Source organism: Pseudomonas asturiensis (genome assembly GCF_900143095.1).
Classification (GTDB): Bacteria; Pseudomonadota; Gammaproteobacteria; order Pseudomonadales; family Pseudomonadaceae; genus Aquipseudomonas; species Aquipseudomonas asturiensis.
Genome location: NZ_FRDA01000002.1, coordinates 157,816 through 172,929, shown reverse-complemented (window position 1 = coordinate 172,929; position 15,114 = coordinate 157,816). Strand labels below are relative to the sequence as shown.

General features: G+C 52.7%; 13 protein-coding genes. 6 read left to right on the top strand and 7 right to left on the bottom strand.

All coding sequences use genetic code 11. The features are described 5' to 3' along the window. Positions 1-39 precede the first annotated feature (39 nt). The 4 genes from BUB69_RS03920 to BUB69_RS03905 all read left to right on the top strand — a co-directional run bounded on the left by BUB69_RS03920 (position 40) and on the right by BUB69_RS03905 (position 6,027). Positions 40-1,092, top strand: a complete 1,053-nt coding sequence (locus tag BUB69_RS03920) for a ComEC/Rec2 family competence protein (protein WP_073162558.1) — start codon at positions 40-42, stop codon at positions 1,090-1,092. A gap of 73 nt (positions 1,093-1,165) precedes the next feature. Continuing rightward, on the top strand, positions 1,166-2,386 hold the full coding sequence (locus tag BUB69_RS03915; RefSeq protein WP_245825257.1) for an ABC-three component system protein: 1,221 nt from the start codon (positions 1,166-1,168) through the stop codon (positions 2,384-2,386). After that, complete coding sequence (locus BUB69_RS03910; protein WP_073162554.1) at positions 2,370-2,918, top strand: ABC-three component system middle component 1; 549 nt, start codon at positions 2,370-2,372, stop codon at positions 2,916-2,918. Before BUB69_RS03915 ends, BUB69_RS03910 begins: the two co-directional genes overlap by 17 nt. Next, a complete protein-coding gene (locus BUB69_RS03905; protein ID WP_073162551.1) occupies positions 2,899-6,027 on the top strand; it encodes an AAA family ATPase in 3,129 nt (1,042 codons plus the stop codon). The genes BUB69_RS03910 and BUB69_RS03905 overlap by 20 nt, the downstream gene beginning before the upstream one ends. 267 nt (positions 6,028-6,294) lie before the next feature. On the opposite strand, the gene mobH is transcribed toward BUB69_RS03905, so the two are convergent. Then, positions 6,295-8,016 carry a MobH family relaxase gene (mobH, locus tag BUB69_RS03900; RefSeq protein ID WP_073162549.1) on the bottom strand — a complete coding sequence of 574 codons (1,722 nt, stop codon included), beginning with the start codon at positions 8,014-8,016 and terminating at the stop codon, positions 6,295-6,297. A 222-nt stretch (positions 8,017-8,238) separates the two neighbouring features. Between mobH and BUB69_RS03895 the strand changes: the two genes are divergently transcribed. After that, positions 8,239-8,436 (top strand): DUF7740 domain-containing protein, encoded by a 198-nt coding sequence (locus tag BUB69_RS03895; protein WP_073163219.1) that lies wholly within the window; start codon positions 8,239-8,241, stop codon positions 8,434-8,436. Positions 8,437-8,566: 130 nt separating this feature from the next. Here the strand turns inward: BUB69_RS03895 and BUB69_RS03890 are convergent, their stop codons facing one another. Both BUB69_RS03890 and BUB69_RS03885 read right to left on the bottom strand, forming a co-directional pair. Continuing rightward, positions 8,567-9,526, bottom strand: a complete 960-nt coding sequence (locus BUB69_RS03890; protein ID WP_073162547.1) for an ArdC family protein — start codon at positions 9,524-9,526, stop codon at positions 8,567-8,569. Between the two features lie 133 nt (positions 9,527-9,659). After that, the gene (locus BUB69_RS03885; RefSeq protein WP_073162545.1) at positions 9,660-9,986 is read right to left on the bottom strand and encodes a hypothetical protein; all 327 of its coding nucleotides are present in this window, start codon (positions 9,984-9,986) and stop codon (positions 9,660-9,662) included. A 454-nt stretch (positions 9,987-10,440) separates the two neighbouring features. Between BUB69_RS03885 and BUB69_RS03880 the strand changes: the two genes are divergently transcribed. Further along, positions 10,441-10,806 (top strand): DUF3742 family protein, encoded by a 366-nt coding sequence (locus tag BUB69_RS03880; protein ID WP_073162542.1) that lies wholly within the window; start codon positions 10,441-10,443, stop codon positions 10,804-10,806. 20 nt (positions 10,807-10,826) lie between these two features. Here the strand turns inward: BUB69_RS03880 and BUB69_RS03875 are convergent, their stop codons facing one another. The 4 genes from BUB69_RS03875 to BUB69_RS03860 are packed head-to-tail and all read right to left on the bottom strand — an operon-like array spanning position 10,827 to position 15,029. Then, positions 10,827-12,371, bottom strand: coding sequence for a conjugal transfer protein TraG N-terminal domain-containing protein (locus BUB69_RS03875; protein WP_073162540.1), 1,545 nt, complete (start codon positions 12,369-12,371; stop codon positions 10,827-10,829). A 10-nt stretch (positions 12,372-12,381) separates the two neighbouring features. Continuing rightward, positions 12,382-12,690: a hypothetical protein gene (locus BUB69_RS03870; RefSeq protein ID WP_073162538.1), complete on the bottom strand. Its 309-nt coding sequence runs from the start codon at positions 12,688-12,690 to the stop codon at positions 12,382-12,384. Between the two features lie 3 nt (positions 12,691-12,693). Further along, positions 12,694-14,076, bottom strand: a complete 1,383-nt coding sequence (locus tag BUB69_RS03865; protein ID WP_073162536.1) for an integrating conjugative element protein — start codon at positions 14,074-14,076, stop codon at positions 12,694-12,696. After that, positions 14,073-15,029, bottom strand: coding sequence for a TIGR03756 family integrating conjugative element protein (locus tag BUB69_RS03860; protein WP_073162533.1), 957 nt, complete (start codon positions 15,027-15,029; stop codon positions 14,073-14,075). The genes BUB69_RS03865 and BUB69_RS03860 overlap by 4 nt, the downstream gene beginning before the upstream one ends. Positions 15,030-15,114: the final 85 nt, after the last annotated feature.

The window sequence follows — 15,114 nt, the reverse complement described above, 5'->3', positions numbered from 1 at the left end:
TGACAGCCTGGCAGAGCCAGGCAGTGACAGGGAGTCCTGATGGCTATAATCGTCCGCGTTCTCAAAGCGAGGCAAGGAGACTGCATTCTCGTCAGCCATGAGGGGCCTGGCGGGGTGTTCAATCTGCTGATAGATGGAGGAACGTCTACGACCTTCAGGCATGGGCCACGGCAGCTTTACGCCGGTGCGCTGTGCAATACCCTCGATGATTTGAAAGCCAAAGGGCAGCACATCGATCTAGCCATCCTCACCCACATTGATGACGATCATATCAATGGACTTATCAAAGCCTTTGAGAAACCTGGTTATCTAGGTGATATGGTCAAATCCATCTGGTTTAATTCTTCGCGATTGATCACACGTCATTTTGATGTGCCCGAAATACCCGAAAATAATATCAAGCTGCTTGATGACGATCCGCAAACATCGGTCAAGCAAGGAAAAGACCTGGAAGAATTGCTTGATAAGATTGGCTGCGTTCGAGCTCCGCTCGTAATGGCAGGGCAAACTTATAAAGCTGGCCCCTTTACGTTCAAGGTGTTGTCGCCTAGTCGTGAGCAACTTATGAAGTTATTGAATGTTTGGCCTTTCGAAGTTGATTCAGGAAAGACCTCGGCGCACGACACTGACTATCATTTAGCGTTTCAAGATATCTGGTTAGACGATAAGTTTCATTCTGATGCCTCTATTTATAACGGTAGCTCTATAGCATTTATACTCGAGGCAGATGGTAGGCGCATGCTTTTTCTAGGAGATGCACACGATGGCGTAGTGTGCGAAAGCTTACGGGCTTTTGATCACAGCGAAACCAACAAGCTTCAATTGGATCTTGTAAAATTGTCGCATCACGGAAGCCAATACAATACCAGTAGCGATTTGTTGGGGGTTCTGGATTCGCCGATTTATATTGTGTCCACTGATGGATCTAGGCATGGGCTTCCGAACAAAAGGACGATCGCCAGAATCATAAAATCTACTCGGGGTAAAGTGTGTTTTAATTATGATCATGTGGTCGCTCCCCTGCTACTAGCTCATGAAATTGAGGAATACTCCTCGCGTCTAGAAGTGCTCGATGATGAAATCAGATTCTAATAAGACAGTTTCGGAAATTATGCAGTCATACTGTGTAATGGTTAATGGCGGAAGCGGTGTTCTGGTGAATGCCATGACTCAGGAATTTTCCTACGTGCTCACGGCCAGGCACGCCGTTTTTGAAGACGCTGCTCGTAACGTGGTAGTTGACCATAATCAGAATTCCATTGAAGTGCTGGGCGTCTTGGTTTTCCCCAAGGTGGGTCAGCAGGAATCCTTAGATTGCGCAGTATTAAAAATTACGCATCAGGCTGACCTATCTCAGAAATCCTGGAGTGCCGCTCACTTGCCACTCCAGGCCAACCTCACTTTTGTGGGCCTCCCAAAAGCGGAAAGGGCGAGTGCAACACCAATCAAGCATCGGACTGGCCACGCGGCCAGCGTGGTCAACGACCTTATAACCCTGGAATTGGCGGGTATTCCGAGTAAAGACATCATTCAAGGGATGTCTGGAGGTGGCGTATACCATATAGATAACGATTATCCGTATTTGGTGGGAGTGGAATTCGAGATGGAGGCCAGTTGTCTGGATCACCAGTATGGCCGCGTCGATTGTCATGGCCTAGCTCGATACACCGAACTCCTCACCCTCCATTCAAGTGCACCAATGATTCCGCCACATATGGAGTGCTTTTCGAGAGTGCGGGATAGGATTTTCGCATTCAATGTGATTGATCCCAGTAATGTTCAGCATCTGAAAACTGCATTAATTGGTTTCGCAGACTCATTAATCGAGAGCGGAATGCCGGCTCCTTACGAAATCATGAAGCACTATGATGTCCAGTTATTGATAGACACGGGGCAGTCCAGCGTGCTGGAAGCACGAGAGTTGTGGATTGCATATTTAGAGTTTGTTGTGATCTCCGCACTCATGGATGGTGCTGGAATTGCGGATAACGACTATATCGGCGGGATCGATAAGAAGCGTCGCCTGCTGTACACCAGCGATGTCACCAACTGGCTTGGCCGCTTGGATGAAATTCTCAAAATTGCCCGTAAGTTGCTCGACAAAAACGGCACCCTTGTGGTCGCCTCGCCTGATGCTGCAGCGCAACCCTTTCCTCCAGACTTTGTGCTTGAGAATGTAATTAGCAATATTGCAACCGTTCCGAACCAAGGTCCGTTCTCTATTGATGAAGTTGAGAGTGCGATTTACAACAGCTATAAGCTCACTCATCTGGAAGGTTTGCGCAAAAGCTGCGTAATCGAGAAAGAGTTTGACTATCGCAGTTTGGCTCCAGGTAAGGTTCAACTGCTGGAACTCAGGAAAAAGTTGAATGAAATTATTAATTAAAGATTATGATTTTGAGTTTCTTACTGCTGAGTTTGATGGCATTGAATTTCAAATGTTTCGCTCAGATGATTTGCTGTCCTATATTTCGTGTATTGCTTGCCTGTGTAAAAAACCGTCAGATATCGTAGCGAACTGGCGGGTGATCCAAAACCTGGTTTCGGTTCACCACCAACCTCCCGGAAACCTCGCTGTGTGGAACGTATATATCGCTTTTGTGACGATCGGCACTGTGCCAATTTGGGATAAATACCAGATCGAGAACAACAAATACTCTGCTCGTAAATTGATAATTGATGGGTATGCTGAATTGCCCACGGTTGAGCAATTAACTGGCTGCCTGGAAGAACAGCTCCTAGGAGCAGATTTGGCGCTGGATCCTCGTGTTGCGGAAACCCGAGAACCCTTATTGTCGCTGGAGAAATTCGTTCGGGGCGCGCCGTTAGATCAAAAGATTGAATCCAAGGAAAAACGCGCGTCAATGATAAATGAAATTATAGAATCTCTGAATAAAAATGAAAATCAAAAAGGTTGAAATTGAAGCATTTCGTGCTTACAAAATGAAATCAGAAGGCACATTCGATTTTACGAATGCTGACGATCTTCCTTCTAATTTTGTTGCGATATTTGCTCCTAATGGATTTGGTAAAAGCTCGTTTTATGATGCTGTCGAATGGGCGGTCACGAATCATTTGGAGCGTTTAGGTGGCGACTACAATAGAGCTAATTATGAAGGCGCTGCCCGCGCGACCAAGGACGTGGACAAGGGGCAGGAGATCCTTCGAAATAAATACGTCGACGACGACGTTAAAACTCAGGTGGTTGTTTCAACTACGCTGCCTACTCCTTTTACACGAGAGTTGGGAAAAATACGCATTAATGGACGGGACTTACGCTTCGGAGAAAAAGGACGCGAGAACGATTACTTTCGGCGTGTCATCTTAAGTCAAGATGAGATTGACAGATTCCTCCGGGAGGCGAAGCCGCAAGAACGCTATACGAAGTTTATGGAAAATTTTGGCGGGAAAACTGAAAAGGCCCGCAAGGAGTTGACTGCACTTATCCTTGATAATAAATCTGAGCTGCTGGCTTTGGATTCTCAGCGTGAAGCCATTATCGCCGAGCTGGATCAGCCTGTTGACCTCTCCATCTTTGATAGTTTCAATGCAATAGCTACACAGCTCAACGCTGCTGGTGAGAACATCTTGCTTGCGGACGAGAGGTTTTCCGCTCAGGCTGAATATGCACTGAATGCAAGCCTTATCTCCCGACAGCATGAATTAAACGTAGAACGTGAAGCTAATGTCCGGGCGGTTGACACTCTTGCTGATAGATTGGTAAAGATTCCTGAGATTGAACTTAATAGCCAATTTTTCATCGATCAGAAAGCTATTTCAGCGCGTCTTGATCAGGGTGTAAAAGATGCTGGCGGCTATCAGGAACTGCTGAACGCTCATGAAAAAAGCACAAACGATGTCCTAGAGGCGAGTCAGCGTTCGACAAATATTCTTGACATAATCAATCATTCCGTTGGGTTCTTTCTGTCTGAATCACGCCTCAATGAGATCGCCAAACGTCAAATAGCGCTGGGAGATAGCCGATCAGGTCATGCGGCACAGTTGTCAGGGTTTGCAAGGGCCATGAGCGATCTCACTCAGGAGCTCAAAGAGGCTGATGATCGCGTTGCGTTTCTTAGGAACTCTATCGATAATGCGGGGCCGATATATGCAGAGCTAACATCGCATCGTGCGCGAATAGACTTGATCGCTCAGCAAATTGCTGAGAAAGAGGTTTCGGTTCGTCTGGACACAGCAAAGTTGGATGGCCTTCAAGCCAACTTGAAGCAAGTGTCAGGTTTCAAACTTACTGCAAACTTTATCTTGTCTGCGGTTGAAGGCACTAAATATTTAGGTCAAGAGAATATTGAGCGCTTGACAAAGTGTTTTACTGAGTTGGAATCCATTGATCTCCATGACAAAACTGTGCATGCGACTCAAGCAGCCTTGGCTAACCAGATGGGTGTGCATGAACGTTTGATTTCCACCGGCCTTGACTACCTCAGCGCATGGCCGTCAAATATTTGCCCGCTGTGCAGCGCCCCCCACGAGGATGCCGACAAGCTCAGGCTGAAAGTTAAATCGCAGACTCTGCTATCGCGGCTTAGTCAGGAAAACGCGGAACTTCTCGCACAGTCGGAAACACGTCGTAAGCAGCTGCTGGATGAAGTGAAATCTATCACGCGAGTGGCGGAAGAGGCACATGGGCAGCAGTTGGCTGACCTTCGCGGAACAATCAAGGAGTTGAGTGCAAGACTGGAGCTAATTGAACGAGAAAAGTCTGATCTGGAGGTGGAAAAACGCGCCTTAGAGGACAGAGTTAACACACTCGATAAGACCGTATGGAGTCTCGCACTGGATGAGCTCTTGACCCGTGCTCAAGGCGAGATCGCTCAGCTTTCACTCAAACGCTCCGGACTTGTAAATCGCCAAACTGAGTTATCTGAAGAGATTGCACAGCTCAATCGAAAGGTTTCACAGATTGATGCAGATTTGCAGGTGCTGACAACGGAAGCCGATACCCTTAAGTCTCAAGCGTCCTATCTGCTTGTCTCTCAGTACCTGGTTAATAACGGTATCAATTCAGCTCAATTGGCTGAATATTGTCAGGCCGAGAAGAGTAAATTTGAATCTCAACTTGCTAACGCCAAGGCCGCTACTGATAAGCTGACGATTCAGTGCAGTGCACTCCAGCAGAAGATGGTGTCCGATGGGACGTGGGTGAGTTTTGCCCAGCTTCGATCTCAGAAAGATGGGCTTGATCTGGAATTGGCTCGCGCTCAGTCCGCAATCAACGCTTTCTATGAAAGCCTTGCAGCTTTGATGGTTGTTCGCTTAGAGGATAGTTTAGACCAAGTCAAAGCACTGATCAGCAGTGAACTCCAGACCCGTCGCTTGCGCATCGAGCAACTTGAAACCGCTGAAAACAGTTTCAAACTGTTGTTGGAATTGATGGCTTCCTTTAAACCCTACATCAAGCGGTTATCCCTTCAAGATGAGTTGGCTGAACTGGAAGTTCAGCTGGATCAGCGAAGTCAAGTTGATATTCTCCTGAGTTCGGAGCGGTCGGCTGTGATCGAACAGCTGAAGACAATGATTAATAATTTCTTCTATGAAGATCTCATCAACATTATCTACAAAAAAATTGACCCACACCCATCCTTTAAGAAGGTAGAATTCAAGCCGGATTTTGACTCTGATAAGCCCGGTTTGAATATTGTCGTGAGTGACGAAGATGGGATTTTGATTTCTCCAATCCTGTACTTCAGCGCTGCTCAGTCCAATATCCTCAGTCTCAGTGTGTTTCTGGCCGGCGCGCTTCATGCCAAGGATGATCAGGGTAATTCGATCGATGTCGTGATGATCGATGATCCTATCCAGTCGATGGACTCCATCAATATTCTCTCAACCATTGATCTTTTGCGCAGTATCTGTCTACAGTTTGATAAACAAATTATTATCTCTACACACGATGAAAACTTCTTCGGCCTTTTGCAGCGTAAGATTCCAGCTGAGATTTTGGGCGCAAAGTTTCTGCAGTTGGAAAAATTTGGGGTGGTAGTGCCGGTCGAGCCATTCCTGAATTAGTAAGTTATCGCGGAGGGGATTAATTTTCCCCTTCCGTGATACATCACTCGGCGACGGAGCTTTTAGGGCCTGGTTTTCACATTGCACAGTATCTGCTAATTACTTATCTTGAGGGAGTTATTGTTAGCTGGCGGGTTCGCTGCGAACTACCTTAGCGTTTCGAATCAGCTTAGCCGTTGAGTAAGCTGGTTTACGCTATCCTTGGATACTGCAGGTCCAAATATTTTGGCCGCTACCAATTACTTCAGTAGAAGCTATGGAAATTTGCTATTTTTCGAGTTTAAGAAAGGGATTATCGGATGGTATCGATTCGAACAGCAGTTTTGATTCTTCAAGTAAATAGCCTTTGAGTGTCGCTCTCTTCCGCGGACCTTCGATTTGGCAAGTCCAGATGTTCAAGCCATTTTCACGCTTCCTGTGGACCTTCAGTTTCTCGAACTGCTTCTGCACCCAGCGCCATTCTTCAATTTCTTGATCAGCCCCCTGTGAGATACCGGGAAACTCCTGCGCGTAGCGTTGGAAGAGACCAGGTGTGACCAGAAATGCGCTGCCACTAACCGTATGGATTTTGGCCTTGCTGTCATTGATGACCAGCTTGTGACTCTGGATGCCTTCCTTGACCCAATTCAAGAATGCCTGGCCAGGGTTATCCGAAGGGGGGGTTGAGATTTCGATAGGGTTTTCGGACGGCGCGTCATCGGTCTCGAGGTCTGCTAATTCGAACATGTCCAGCAGTGTTCCTAAGTAGTCAGTATCTTCCATCGCCAGTGGATCGGGCTGCGATGAGCTTTGAGTTGATCTTGTACTAACTGGCTTGGGGGATAGTGGTGATGCCGGAGCGTCAGTCGAATGGTCATCGGCTGCACTGCTCACCGTTCCGCTGAAAGCCTCGGGGCGGTCTTCGCTCCCCCAGATTAAAGCCGGTTGAATGCGCAGAAAAGTAAAGGTTTGCTGCCAGTTCCCCTGTGCGACAAGAGCGGTCCAGATGGCTTTGCCTGCCGGGGTGGACTCGACCAACCCATGCGACTGGAGTTCGTCGAACACTGCGATGTTGGAGGAGGGAATGCCCTCAATTGATTGCGACAGTAGATAGGCTCGCAGCTTGTCCGTGACTGCCTTGCTGACGAGCCACAGGGTGTCCTGGGTTAGCCAACCCGCGGCACCCGGCTGGTTGAGTTTCAGCTCGTGTTGAACCAGATGACGCAGTCCGCTGATCAAGTGATGTTGCAGCGAATGAATGGGTGCTTGTAACGCCTTGCTCGGGTTACCACCGATATTCTGCGCGGTGGAGACGCGGTCGGCCTGCATCACCAACTCACCGAGCACGCCAGCACGTTCGTACTGACCGGCCAGGACATACAGCAGACTCGCCCACAGCGGCGAAAATCCGCTGAGCCAATCGAGAATCGCGCGATCAAGAATCTGGCTGTAGAGCAAACCTGCGGCGGCGCCGTGCAGGTGGTAGTCACGACCCTTGATGTAACGAAAACGGTAGGGCTGATCCAGGGGACCCTGCCAAGGATGCCAAACCCGGCCATCCTGGCGTTCGACCTGCAGGTCCACGGCGATCTTGCCGATGTCATGCAGCAGGGCGCCATAGGCGATGCCGGCCGACCAGGCATCGGTCTGGGCGGCTTGGTCTTCGGGCGCGGCGCCGGTGGGAAGCAGATACGACTGACGCAGTTTCAAACTGCAAGCGACCAGCTCCAGGCCATGGTCGAGCATGCCGCCGAGATACGCATGGTGGTGTGTTTCGCTGGCCGGGAGTTGCTGGACCTGTTCGGCGTAACGATGTATAGGATTTAAATAGAGCTGGCTGAACTGCGCGTGGGAGAGGGCGGTGTACTGCCAAATCCGATCAAGCAACTGACAGCGGTGGTCCGCCGCTAACAGGCTGTGGGCCGACTCAACGGGTAGGTAGCCTTCGGCGACGTTGACGGTCGGTGGCGGAGGTGGCTTCTGCTTTTTGTGGCGAAACAGACTGAGCATCGTGACCCCCGGGAGGTGGCTGGGTCAGTGGCCTTTTAGCCTTTTCGGATAGAGCTCTTACCCTTGAGTCCCTATTCCCTTCCAACCCTTACCCGTCCTTTTTGGCTCGTGTCCCTTTGCGCGGCAATCGGGATATCGATACTGCTACACATCGTTTTGTTGGGGCTGGTACGAAAAAGAAAAGAGTCGGTACACTACGGTGCCTATTTTTTGGGTCTTGCCATGAACCTTACTGACGCCACGCTCGTGCTGCTGCTCGCGGCACGTATCCATGGGACCGACGAAGCCGTCAGGGCTTCAGCGAAGAGCGTGGTCAAGAAGTTGCCGCGCAGTAAACGCGATCTGATCTACAAGGTGATCGACAGCCGGAGTCCGCTCAATCTGGTGGATTTTCTGGCGCAGAACCTGGATGCGGAATGACAGGTTACGGGTGTGCACCCATCCCTGACCCGTTGTATCAGAGCCTCGCGGCATGGGTTTTCTGGGTGTCAGAAAAAAGGGCCCAACTTGCGTCGGGCCCTGTGATGCGATTGCAGCGGTGAGATAACGTTCAAACTCCATCGTACATGCATCGTGAGTCATCCATTATCATTTGCTTCCGTTGCTGCTCCAGGTTGAGTACAAACTCCGAGGCGCTTCGGGCCTGACCACTGGCGCGAAAGATCGCGCGTTTGTCAGCCTTGAGCAGGCCGAGCCAGGAGTCGATGTAGCCCTCGTGCCGCAACTCCCCCTTTATACCTGCGTAGGCACATAAAAAAGCAGCGCCCATCTCGGCGATCAACTCCTCAAACGCGTAGCCTGGCGAGCCGAACGGACAGGCTGACGTCACGCCTTCGCGCTGCAACCGAGTGTGATGCCCGGTCCAGTGCGTCAGCTCGTGCAGTGCGGTGGCGTAGTACCCGCTTTCATCGTGAAATTGTGCCTTTGTCGGCAGTTGGATGAGATCCCTGATCGGGTGGTAAAAGGCTTCGTCGGCAGGCCGATGAACGATGCGTGCACCTGAACTTAACAGCAGATTTTCCGCGGCGCTGTTGGGCTGGAAGGGACCACTCGGTTCCGTCTCGAGCAGGGTGTCATTGAGCATTTCGAGCCCTTCCGTTTGCTCGATGTTGAACAGAAAATGCGTCCTGAGAATACCGAAGTGAGCGACCTTGGGCTGACCATGTTCATCAAGTACGGGTTGGCCTGACTCGGTCTGTTCCTCGCGCTCCATCGGCTTGTAGAGCACCGCCAGAGCGCTGTGCTCACCCTTACGGATGTGCCCACCCGCTTTTTTTGCTTGATTGAAGGTCAGCCAACGATCTTGAGTGAACCCCTGCAAACTGGCCTCGGCCCAGAGCAGTGGTAAATTGATGCCCGAATACGGACGTCGCGTGATGGCGTTGACGGGGTAGAGTTGATGACTGATGCAAGCGGAACCACTTAAGGACCAGGGTTTGATCCAGGGTGCAACACCTTGGTCTAACGCAGTAACGATCTTGTCTGTCACGTCTTGGTAGATATCGCGCATGGCAATTTCCTCGAGAGAAAAAACGGAGGAACGCCTTGCCCGTCGGGGGAGGGTTCCCCGGTTGGGTGATGGGTTGGATTGATGCAGGTCTTGCATGCCGTCCGAATGTGGAGGTGGGCGCCGCCCATTGCGCTTAGCGCTGTTCTCCTGCAAGCGCGATCAGCAAGGCGCCAGGTTGACCCGGTTCTTGGAGTAAGCTCAGACTCAATTGCAGCAACGGGTCGTGGTCTAAGTGATCGGCTGGTTCAATATGCATTACCTCGAACAGCACGTAAGACTTATGTGGATAGGCCAGGTGGGCTTCGAAGGCTGCGCGCAACACGTGGCTCAACCGATCGACCTGCAGCTTCTCAGCATGATCGGATTGCTCGAGCAGTACAGCACGTTGCCACGCGCCAGGTGTGAACACGATGGGTAACCGAAGGGTGTTCAGTATTTCCGGTGTAAGTGAGTCGGGCATGGTATGTCTCCGTTGAAAACTCGAAGAAACCTGTCCCGCGCGGGGAAAGATTTCCCTGCAGTGGGTTGAAGAAAAACAAGAAGCTTGCCTGGCGAGCGAAGCTCGGAAGGCACTTAGATGAGGAGTAGGCGTTCATCACCGCGGCAACGGTCACCGTGCGAGCCACCGAACGCTAATCGCACTTGGGAAGAACCATCATCGAAGTGACGTAGCCTTGAAGGTTCTGGCTACCTGGGAAAGTGCTGTCGATAACAGCGATCCGTACCTTGTATTTAATCGTACGATTTATCTGGGTCAATCACTGTAGAGACGCTGGTTCACGGGACTTGTCTTCTGGCTTCCAATGAGGATTTTTCGACCGGGGAAACTGATATACGGTCAGGCATGGGCCGTTTTCGGTAGTAGGCTATTCCTCAAGGCTCAACCATGAAAACGCTCAGAAGAGGGCGAGACCATGCCGACTCAACAACCTGTTCAGAGTTCACGTGCCCACCGCTGGGCGTATGTCTGTGGTCTGTCGGTGAAGCGTGGTTACCTTAGGTTGAAAACTTTTGAATCCCACGTGGTTGAGCGTGCGGAGGCCGCAGGTGTGCCCGCAAGTAAATTTCTTGTTCGCGGGAGTTTTCTGACTGCCAAGCTCGCTCTGTTCGGAGCATTTCTTTTTGTCAGCTTCTGGTTGTTTATGCTGATGTGCACAATTGTCGTATTAGCAGCTATCCCATTTCAGGGTTCAGACGCTCCAGGTAGTGACGATCTCGACGATCCAATGCATAGACCGTCTCGGCCTGAGCGTTACGATAAATGGGGTTCTCTGAAGTAGGCTATTGGTTATTTTGAGCTCTATTTACGCGAAACAATTCTTGCACCGCTCATCAACTGAGAGGTCCCGTTAGAGCTCGCTGTCTGTGCTGCGTGGGTTCCCCTGGTGAGCATTCCTTCTACGCCTGAACCTACGCTATATCCGGCCCAACTCATTGCCCCGAGAAACAGCATCGGTAGCACGATGAACATCGCCCCCATCACATACTCGATCACCTGCGCGGTGACAGTCCCATCCATGAAGCCGGATGTTGGCAGCGACAACAGTACCTGATTGGAAGCCGAAACTTGGTTGTACAAGGTGTCGAGCATGCTGGAGTCGACCCAGCGTGCTAACTCCCACCAGAAGGTCAGGATGTGCAAGGTGAACAGCGCGAACGTCACCGTCATGACGGTCTTCAGCTGGTAGGTACTGACCAGCAGGATCAACGGCAAGCTGATGATGACGCCCATGATCAGGAACGCCTGCACCATTGGCAGGGCGGCGCGTAGCGCATTTATTGCGGGAAAATTACTGAAGGAACCCAGTGCCAATCCAGTATTGGTGGCCAGGTTATTGAGACCCTGATTGATCGAACCTCCACGAGCGCTGGAGCCGTAGTCCTGATACACCTGTCCGGGCGACATGGACATCGATTGCTGGCGCGGGCTGACCAGCTCACGCAGGGTGGCATCTTCGATCTCGTTGCTCGAACGGCCAGTCAACCAACCTTTCAGCTGAGTCAGCAGCGAAGGATCGACCTGCTCGATCAAGCGCTCGCGTAGCCCAACACCACTGTCGCTCCACCACTGCTTGCAGGTGGGGTAGCCCGCGCCATTCTCCAACCGCGGCAAGGAAACATCGCGGTTGTCGTCATACGGCCAGTTGACGCGCGGTGTACGTGAGCGATCGGTGTCGTAGTAGCCCGGAGTGTCGAGAAAATAGCTTGAGCCGATCCAGGACGCGTCGTGACTTTGTGCCTTGTCCAACTGCGGACGGTTGGTGAACAGCCGAGAGCGGGAATAGCCGTAGCAGTCGCGGGTGAAGTCGGCAACTTCCTGCTGCAGGACCTGACTGTCGATGCGCGAGCTGTCGATCTCCATGCGCATTTGTCGGATATCCGGTGCGCAAGGGATGGAGGCGGTGGCCGCCGCAGTCACGCCTTTGCTTAAGGCATGTACCAGGAACCACCAGATCGGCACATTGGCAGAGCGTCCGCCAATGGTATTGAAGGTCGTCCCCCAGGCAGTTTCTTCTGGTTTGGCCACACTCACGCCGCAGCGCTGACTCGCCGCATCATCGAACGTCATTGACGAGAGGCTCAACGGAAACACAGGCGCGCAACCGAACAACACAACGATGTAGGCCAGCCACAACCGGTTCTCGATCCGCGGTACCGAGAGCAGTCCCTTGTTGCCTTCATCCGCGCCTTGCTGACGGGCAGACAACCATTCCTGCAAGATGATTGCACCAAAGGGCGCGGCGAATAGCCCGGTGTCGGACAGGACACTCCAGAGGCCGTTATTGATGATCCAGGCCAGCAGAGAGAGGTAAAACTCGAGGTAGCTGTTGGTGCTCATGAGCATGGTGGTGGCCTCACAGTCGGGTGAGTTCGACGCAAGTAACGAGCACGAGCCCTAATGCTCCGATGCACTTCACGCGCAATCGATCCTGTGGTCGATGTCGGTAGCGTCGAAGTAGATCCCACCAGATCGCAAAGAGGGCGCTGTATAGCAAGGCACGCCACCACCGCAGATAAGGTCTTACGGATGCGAATGCCTGCTGCCAGGCCTCGAAACTACCCAGTGCAGTGAGGCCGATCCAGGCGACCAGTGCGACGCTCAGGATCATCGCCGCGGTAATGCCCAGACCTGAAAGCAAAGTGAATAGCCGTGAACGTTTCATGGCTTACTTTCGTCTGGCGTCAGCATCATTGAGTCGACCGGGCTCGGGGTCGCCTTGCTCGACTTTACGCGAAGCATCGGCACCACCGGCATGCCGATCGAGCACAAGACTGGCGGTGTTGGTAGCCAGCAGCTGGCGAACCTGCAGTTCGGTCTGCAGCAGGCGTATTTCGCGCTCCAGGGCGTCGATGTTTTTCGTTAAGGCGATTTGCGCCGGCTCGGCGGAAGCGATGTTCGGTTCGTGACTGCCCGCCAGCAGCGTACGCAGTAGCAGGAGCGCCTTGTCGAGTACGCTGGACAAGGCTGTCTCGCTGGCCAGGCGTCGTGCAAGCAGATCCTGGTCGGGATCGTCGCGCAGGGCTTCAACCACGCCACGGGTCACCGGCAGCATTGGGCTCGAGGCTTTCGCAAGGTTGTCAGGGGTAGGCGGCAGAGAGCCCGATAGCAACCCTTGCAAGGATTTCAGTCGCTCGCTGTAGGCCTCCTGGATCAACGGCGTCAATCCGCTACCCGCGGTCGCGCGCAGGGTTTCGCAGCTGTCACAGGTCGCGACTTCGCTCTCGCCCAGTACGCGAACGGCCCATTCGGCTTCCTCTTGGGGCGAAGCCCAGGTCTGACAAATAGTCCCACCTAAGCAGTCGCTGCTATTGATTGAGGTGCTGTCATCTACTGACCGGTTATGCAGCAGGTTATAGCCCGCGCGCACCACGTCGGAAGTCACACGAATGGGCGTCTGCCCATCACCTCCGGCCTTTGAACCGCCGACCCAGGCCACTCCATTGTTGCCGTTATGGGCCTCGGTGTTTTTCACCGCGGCCACCGCATCACCGCCGGTTTGCTCCAGATTGCCTTGCATTTCTTGGTTCTTGGCCAGCGCGCCCCAGCCAGCTTGACCGACCTTGTCCGCCATCTTTTCGGCCATGGCCTGGCAGGTCAGCTTGGAGCGGTCGAAGTCGATGCGCCCCTGCATCACCCCGTTACTTAGCAACTCATAGAGACCTGGGTTGGCGCGCTGTATGATCAAGGCCGGCAGCGACATAACGGCTTGGGTCGCGTTCTGTACGATACTGCCCATGATCTGCTGGAAACCTTCGGTGACGCCGTTCAGCTGGTTTTGCAGGGTGTTGGTGAGGCTCATGTTTCCGCACATCATGTTCGCTCGCCAAGAACCACCGACACCGAGACCACTGGGTCGATAGAGCGAACTCGGTGAACCGACTGCCGAGCCGCCACCAATGGTGTACATCACGCGGTCATCAAGCACTTCGCCTTGAGTGCCCAGGCGGTAATCGCCTTCGGCGGAGTGGGCATGCGTGGCCATGGCAAACAGTCCACAGAACAACAGACTCATCGCGCCCAACCATGGTCGTGCGAGAAGCCGACTCATGAAGCACCTCCTTCGAAGTCGATGCTGAATAGAAACTTCTGTCCCTCACGTTTGCAGCAGCTATAGGGACGCCAAAGCGACCAGGCGTAGCCGCCATCCGCGCTCTGGACTGGATTGCTGGGGAAGATGGCGCACGTGGGCTGGATTTGGGGGGAGAGCAATTGCCATTTGTGGGTCGAAGCGTCGTTTTCGACGATCGGGCCAGGTGGCCAGTAGCCGTCGCGTTTGGCTGGTGTGAGTGGTAAGTACACATGCGGCTGCCAGTTTCGGGTAACCACATCACCGGCCCGTTGTGCCATGACTGCGGCTGCCTTGAAATCGTCGGGCTGTACCAGAAAACCCTGCCGGGGATAAATGTTACCCCACATGCTTCCTAAGACTTGACTGCCGACTTCGCGGATCCCAGTCACAAGTGACTCGGGGTAGAAATTTTCCGGTATCCCATGGCGCCAAGCCAGTGAGTCCAAGGTACTCAAGTAGTAAGGCATAAACGCAGTTGCGCCGCTGGCGCAGGCGTAGCCGGATTGCGAAGCCAGTTGCGTGGCTGCCCATCCGCCAGGGTGGCCGATACCATCAACGTTCTTGAAACGGGGCAGGTTGTTGCGCTGAGCGCTCGGCGTGATCAGATTGCCGCCACCTTCCGCACCGCTGATAGGAGAGGAGAGGGTGGCCATCTCGGTCCATGGGTTATTGCCCGTAGCGGTGTAGCTTGAGACCACCAGTTCAGGAATGAAATGACGAACCTTGGTCGAGGTTTTGATTGTGCAGCCGAATGGCGTGCAGAGCAGCCAGAAGCAAATGCCGACGACCCTGTATTCGAGACACTCTGGCGAAAGCACGGAGGACGTGATGCTTCCGGTGTCCAGCGCCACGCTTGGGCCGCATGCCAGTAGGATGCTCAGCGCCAAGGGGCGTAGTCTTGCGGGCGATATTGACGAATAGACGGCAGTCATAATCCAGGCTCAATATGTATGGCCTGGGCAGAATCGGTGAGGGGCTGGAGATTGTCAGCGGAAATTATGAAGGCCAATCTATCGG

Excerpts from the sequence above, each read along its gene's own strand:
- BUB69_RS03905 (WP_073162551.1), top strand. The coding sequence starts at position 2,899 with ATGAAAATCAAAAAGGTTGAAATTGAAGCATTTCGTGCTTACAAAATG.
- BUB69_RS03895 (WP_073163219.1), top strand. The coding sequence starts at position 8,239 with ATGAACCTTACTGACGCCACGCTCGTGCTGCTGCTCGCGGCACGTATC.
- BUB69_RS03880 (WP_073162542.1), top strand. The coding sequence starts at position 10,441 with ATGCCGACTCAACAACCTGTTCAGAGTTCACGTGCCCACCGCTGGGCG.
- BUB69_RS03885 (WP_073162545.1), bottom strand. The coding sequence starts at position 9,986 with ATGCCCGACTCACTTACACCGGAAATACTGAACACCCTTCGGTTACCC.
- BUB69_RS03890 (WP_073162547.1), bottom strand. The coding sequence starts at position 9,526 with ATGCGCGATATCTACCAAGACGTGACAGACAAGATCGTTACTGCGTTA.
- BUB69_RS03915 (WP_245825257.1), top strand. The coding sequence starts at position 1,166 with ATGACTCAGGAATTTTCCTACGTGCTCACGGCCAGGCACGCCGTTTTT.
- mobH (WP_073162549.1), bottom strand. The coding sequence starts at position 8,016 with ATGCTCAGTCTGTTTCGCCACAAAAAGCAGAAGCCACCTCCGCCACCG.
- BUB69_RS03870 (WP_073162538.1), bottom strand. The coding sequence starts at position 12,690 with ATGAAACGTTCACGGCTATTCACTTTGCTTTCAGGTCTGGGCATTACC.
- BUB69_RS03910 (WP_073162554.1), top strand. The coding sequence starts at position 2,370 with ATGAAATTATTAATTAAAGATTATGATTTTGAGTTTCTTACTGCTGAG.
- BUB69_RS03865 (WP_073162536.1), bottom strand. The coding sequence starts at position 14,076 with ATGAGTCGGCTTCTCGCACGACCATGGTTGGGCGCGATGAGTCTGTTG.
- BUB69_RS03920 (WP_073162558.1), top strand. The coding sequence starts at position 40 with ATGGCTATAATCGTCCGCGTTCTCAAAGCGAGGCAAGGAGACTGCATT.
- BUB69_RS03875 (WP_073162540.1), bottom strand. The coding sequence starts at position 12,371 with ATGCTCATGAGCACCAACAGCTACCTCGAGTTTTACCTCTCTCTGCTG.
- BUB69_RS03860 (WP_073162533.1), bottom strand. The coding sequence starts at position 15,029 with ATGACTGCCGTCTATTCGTCAATATCGCCCGCAAGACTACGCCCCTTG.